3 protein-coding genes are annotated in these 5,107 nt (G+C 40.9%); all 3 read left to right on the top strand.

Annotation, left to right across the window (positions count from 1 at the left end; translation table 11 throughout):
* The first annotated feature begins 379 nt into the window (after positions 1-379).
* The 3 genes from polX (at position 380) to AC1DSB_RS14080 (ending at position 4,970) form a co-directional block, all read left to right on the top strand.
* Positions 380-2,080, top strand: coding sequence for a DNA polymerase/3'-5' exonuclease PolX (gene polX, locus AC1DSB_RS14090; RefSeq protein WP_477532053.1), 1,701 nt, complete (start codon positions 380-382; stop codon positions 2,078-2,080).
* A 13-nt stretch (positions 2,081-2,093) separates the two neighbouring features.
* Complete coding sequence (locus AC1DSB_RS14085; protein ID WP_477586932.1) at positions 2,094-4,457, top strand: endonuclease MutS2; 2,364 nt, start codon at positions 2,094-2,096, stop codon at positions 4,455-4,457.
* 99 nt (positions 4,458-4,556) lie between these two features.
* Positions 4,557-4,970, top strand: a complete 414-nt coding sequence (locus AC1DSB_RS14080; RefSeq protein ID WP_477586931.1) for a DUF350 domain-containing protein — start codon at positions 4,557-4,559, stop codon at positions 4,968-4,970.
* Positions 4,971-5,107 lie beyond the last annotated feature (137 nt).

The following is a 5,107-nucleotide window of genomic DNA, read 5'->3' as shown; positions in this document are numbered from 1 at the left end:
GTACTGGGATTCATAAGCAGGATTGCAGGTGCAATTTTAGGCTTTATCGAATTCTAGATATTGTTGTTTATCGTAATGTACGTCATTGCATTATTGCCGATAGACCCGTTCCAAAATTTGATCGAGAATTCAAATTTAGCGGAGTCCATGCTTAAAAGTACGCCAATTTTATCAGAGACGGTTAAAAACTGGTGGTACATCTATACTGAATAAGTGACTTCTCTCTTCTCGAGAGAAGTTTTTTTAAAGCGTCAGAATCTTGCTTTGCCTGTGAGTATTCATAACCGATAAATTCGTATTTAATACAAAACTCATTCTGCTATTTCACGGTCATATAATTGCCCGTGAAAATCAAATTATCAGGGACGAGGGAAGATATATGAATAAGAAAATCATCATTCGAACGTTGGAAAAAATCGCTTTATATATGGAGCTTAAAGGAGAAAATCCTTTTAAAGTATCGGCTTTCCGAAAAGCAGCACAAGCCCTTGAACTGGATGCAAGAAGTTTGGCTGAAATGGACGATGTCACGAAAATAAAAGGCATCGGAAAAGGCACAGCTGCTGTTATCGAAGAATTGATTGAAACGGGGAAATCGACTGTACTGGAAGAGTTGGAATCTTCGGTTCCAAGTGGACTCTTACCTTTATTGAAATTGCCTGGTCTCGGTGGAAAAAAAATAGCCAAGCTGTACCAGGAACTAGGGGTAGATTCTGCTGAGTCTTTAAAGCAAGCCTGTGACGAAGGGAAAGTCCAGTCACTTGCCGGATTTGGAGCAAAAACGGAAGAGAAAATCCTGAAAGAACTTGAACAGTTCAATTCTAGACCGGACCGTTTGCCAATTTGGCGTTTGGAATCAGCCGTGTCAATAATCGAAGCAGTATTAAGTGGAATTAAACAAATTGATAAATTCTCTGTGGCTGGCAGTTTCAGACGTGTAAAAGAAACAAGTAAAGATTTAGATTTTATCATTGCTACCTCAGATGTGGTTACTGTTCGGGAAACTTTATTGAAAGCATTGCCCGTATCTGAAATTATCGCAGCTGGAGATACCAAAGTATCCGTTACGCTTGATTATGAAGAAATGATCGATGTGGATTTTCGATTGGTTGAACCTGCTGCATATACCACTGCGTTACACCATTTTACTGGATCGAAGGATCATAATGTGAAGTTGCGTCAAATCGCTAAAGCACAAGGAAAGAAAATTAGTGAGTATGGAGTGGAGCAAGAAGATGGCTCGAATCAAACTTTTGAGTCTGAAGAAGAATTTTTTGCCCATTTTGGCCTTCCTTATTTTCCGCCACCAGTACGGGAAGATTCCCGAGAGTTTGACCGACAAGATGAATTGGAAACACTTATTCAAGTGAATGATATTCGATCCGATTTGCATATGCACACAACGTGGTCAGATGGTGCACATTCATTGAGTGAAATGGTTGAAGCTTGCCTTGCAAAAGGATACACACATGTTGCCATCACCGATCATTCTCATTACTTGCGTGTAGCAAATGGGTTGTCTGCTGATCGGTTGCGTCAGCAAATGGCTGAAATTAAAGAAATTCAAAAGTCATTTCCTGATATTAAATTGTTGGCTGGTACCGAAATGGATATACTGCCTGACGGTTCTCTCGACTTTGATGATGAACTGTTGGAACAACTCGATTTTGTCATAGCATCCATTCATTCAAGCTTCAGCCAACCGCAGGAAAAGATCATGGATCGTCTATTGACGGCCATGAAAAATCCACATGTTGATATGATTGCGCATCCGACTGGCCGTATAATCGGACAACGAAATGGCTATGATCCAGATGTCCACCAGTTAATCAAATGGGCTGCTGAGTACGGAAAAATCCTTGAGTTGAATGCAAATCCTCATCGCTTGGATTTGGCGACTGAATATTTAGTTGAAGCTCAGAAGTTAAATGTACCGATTGCAATTAATACCGATGCACATAGCATCGACCATTTGCGATTCATGGACATCGGCGTGAAATATGCCCAAAAAGCATGGCTGAAACAGGACACAATCGTCAATACGTGGTCTTATGAGAAATTGATAAAATATTTGAAGTAATGGAGGTGTTGAAATGATCGCCAAACGCGCATTGAATACACTTGAATTTGATAAAGTGAGAGACCAAGTTGCGAGTTTTTGTACATCATCACTTGGCAAAACCCATTTGGATTTACTTGAACCATCTATTGAGCTTGATACTGTGGTAAAACTTTTGGACGAAATGGATGAAGGGTTATCCGTTCTGCGTGTACGGGGGAATGTTCCGATGGGTGGCATATTTGATGTGCGCGGACATGCAAAACGTGCACAAATCGGTGGCATGTTAAGCCCGACTGAATTGATGGAAATCGCCAGCACCATTCGTGCCAGCCGTATATTACGTCAATTTTTTGAAGCCGTAGAGGAGTCGGAAGATATAAACATTCCGTACTTCCTGGAACGAAAACAAGCTTTGCCGATTCTTACTGCGCTTGAACATGAGATTATCGCAYGTATAGATGACAACGGGGCTGTCCTGGATAGTGCCAGCACACAGCTTAGGACAATCCGCCAGCAATTACGGGCACAGGAAAGTCGCGTTCGTGAAAAACTGGAAAGTTATACACGGGGAAAAAATGCATCGAAAATGTTATCAGATTCAATCATCACGATCCGCAATGATCGATTCGTTATTCCAGTAAAACAGGAGTATCGCGGAAACTACGGAGGCATAGTCCATGATCAATCTTCATCTGGTCAGACGTTGTTCATCGAACCGGATGCTGTCGTACAGGCAAACAATGAAATTCGCCGCCTGAAAATGAAAGAGCAGGAAGAAATCGAACGTATATTGTTGGCGTTGTCCCTCGAGGTACAAGCAGTTGCCCATGATATATTTGTTCTGGTCCAAATTTTAGGTGAAATTGATGTGATTTTAGCGAAAGCAAAATACGGACAAGCAAACAAATGTACAAAGCCAGCTGTCAATGACCGTGGAATTATTCGGTTAGTGAAGGCTCGTCATCCTCTGTTAAACATCGAGGAAGCGGTAGCCAACACGATTGAATTCGGTGACGATATTACAGCGATAGTCATTACAGGACCGAACACAGGTGGTAAAACTGTGACTTTGAAGACAGTGGGACTGTGTACCTTAATGGCACAGGCAGGACTGCCGATTCCTGTATTGGATGGATCAGAAATAACAGTGTTTGATCAAATTTTCGCCGATATCGGAGACGAACAATCGATTGAACAAAGTTTGAGTACATTCTCATCCCATATGGTCAACATCGTGGATATATTATCTAAATTTGATGAACGTAGCCTCGTGCTATTTGATGAGCTAGGAGCAGGAACAGATCCACAGGAAGGTGCTGCTTTGGCCATTTCGATACTGGATGAAGTGCACGGAAGAGGCGCTCGTGTAATGGCGACGACTCATTACCCTGAACTTAAAGCATATGGATACAATCGACCAGGTGTTGCAAATGCCAGTGTTGAATTTGATGTTGAATCGTTAAGTCCGACATACAAGCTGTTAATTGGTGTACCCGGTCGCAGTAATGCATTCGAGATTTCCAAAAGACTAGGTTTGCCTCAGCACATTATTAAACATGCGCAATCATTTACAGGGACCGACCGTCATGAAGTGGAGTCAATGATCGCTTCACTTGAAGAAAGTCGCAAGCAGTCGGAAAGAGATGCAGAAAAATCGCATGCTTTACGAATAGAATCCGAAAAAATACAAGCAGATTTGACAAGCCAGTTGCATCAGCTTGAAGAACAAAAAGAAAAGCTTGAACAAAAGGCGAAAGACAAAGCTAGAAAATTAGTGGATGAAGCGAAGAGAGAAGCCGAAAGTATTATCAGTGAACTTCGAAGCATGCAAAAAAATGCTCAACATGTAATTAAAGACCATGAATTGATCGATGTGCGCAAGCGACTTGAAAAAGCGGCACCGGAAAATTCAGTACTGAAGAAACAAAAACAAATCAAAGAACGAGAAATGACATTAACAGTTGGCGACGAAGTCAAAGTGTTAAGTTATGGACAAAAAGGTATTCTGCTTGATAAAGTTTCCGACTCCGAATGGAGTGTTCAAATCGGGATTCTGAAAATGAAACTACCTGAATCCGACCTAGAATATATCAAACCAGAAAAACCCAAACAAACTGTTGCAATGACCCATGTAAAAGGGCGCGACACATATGTGAAACTGGAACTAGATTTACGTGGAGAACGGTATGAAGACGCCATCCTGCGAGCAGAGAAATATATTGATGATGCTGTATTATCCAGTTACCATCAAGTATCGATTATTCATGGGAAAGGCACGGGAGCGTTAAGACAAGGAATTCAACAGTTTCTAAAGAATCACTCTCGCGTGAAAAGTTATCGCTTTGGAGAAGCAGGAGAGGGCGGACACGGCGTTACGGTTGTGGAATTAAAATAAGCGTTATCCTTAAACTCATTCTCATATCGGATAAAAGTTTTTTGAAACCTAAATCCATTTCAATCGTACAAGCTACAAAACGTCTAAAGGAGTTAACATATGTTAGGGATGGATTTTTGGCAACACCCATTAGTTGAAACAGCCGGCTATTTCAGTGTGGTCATCTTATGTTTGATATTGACCATGATTGTTTTTGAAATTGTCACAAAATATAAGAATTGGGAAGAAATCCAAAAAGGTAATTTAGCAGTCGCTCTGGCGACAGGTGGGAAAATTTTTGGTGTTGCAAACATTTTTCGTTACTCCATCGAAAATCATAATTCTTTGCCTGAAATGATAGGCTGGGGTTTATACGGTTTCGGATTGCTAATCATTGCCTATTTCCTGTTTGAATTTTTAACGCCAAAATTCAATATTGACCGTGAGATTGAGAATGACAACCGATCTGTGGGATTCATTTCATTATCGATATCGGTCGGCCTGTCAYTTGTCATAGGGGCGAGTATTTCTTAGGAGCGGATTCATTTGGAAAAATTATCGAAAATATTGCTCGGTGTCTGCGTTGCTTTTATCGTAGTAGGCATCGTGTATTTATATTTACAATGACTTTAGTTGCGTGGGGTGTGTAAAATGTCCCATGCTTTTTTCTT

This window comes from Paenisporosarcina sp. P4_E4_2 (assembly GCF_056401595.1).
Note: the sequence above shows the minus strand (reverse complement) of the source record. Positions and strands in the feature narration are given on the sequence as shown.

Excerpts from the sequence above, each read along its gene's own strand:
- polX (WP_477532053.1), top strand. The coding sequence starts at position 380 with ATGAATAAGAAAATCATCATTCGAACGTTGGAAAAAATCGCTTTATAT.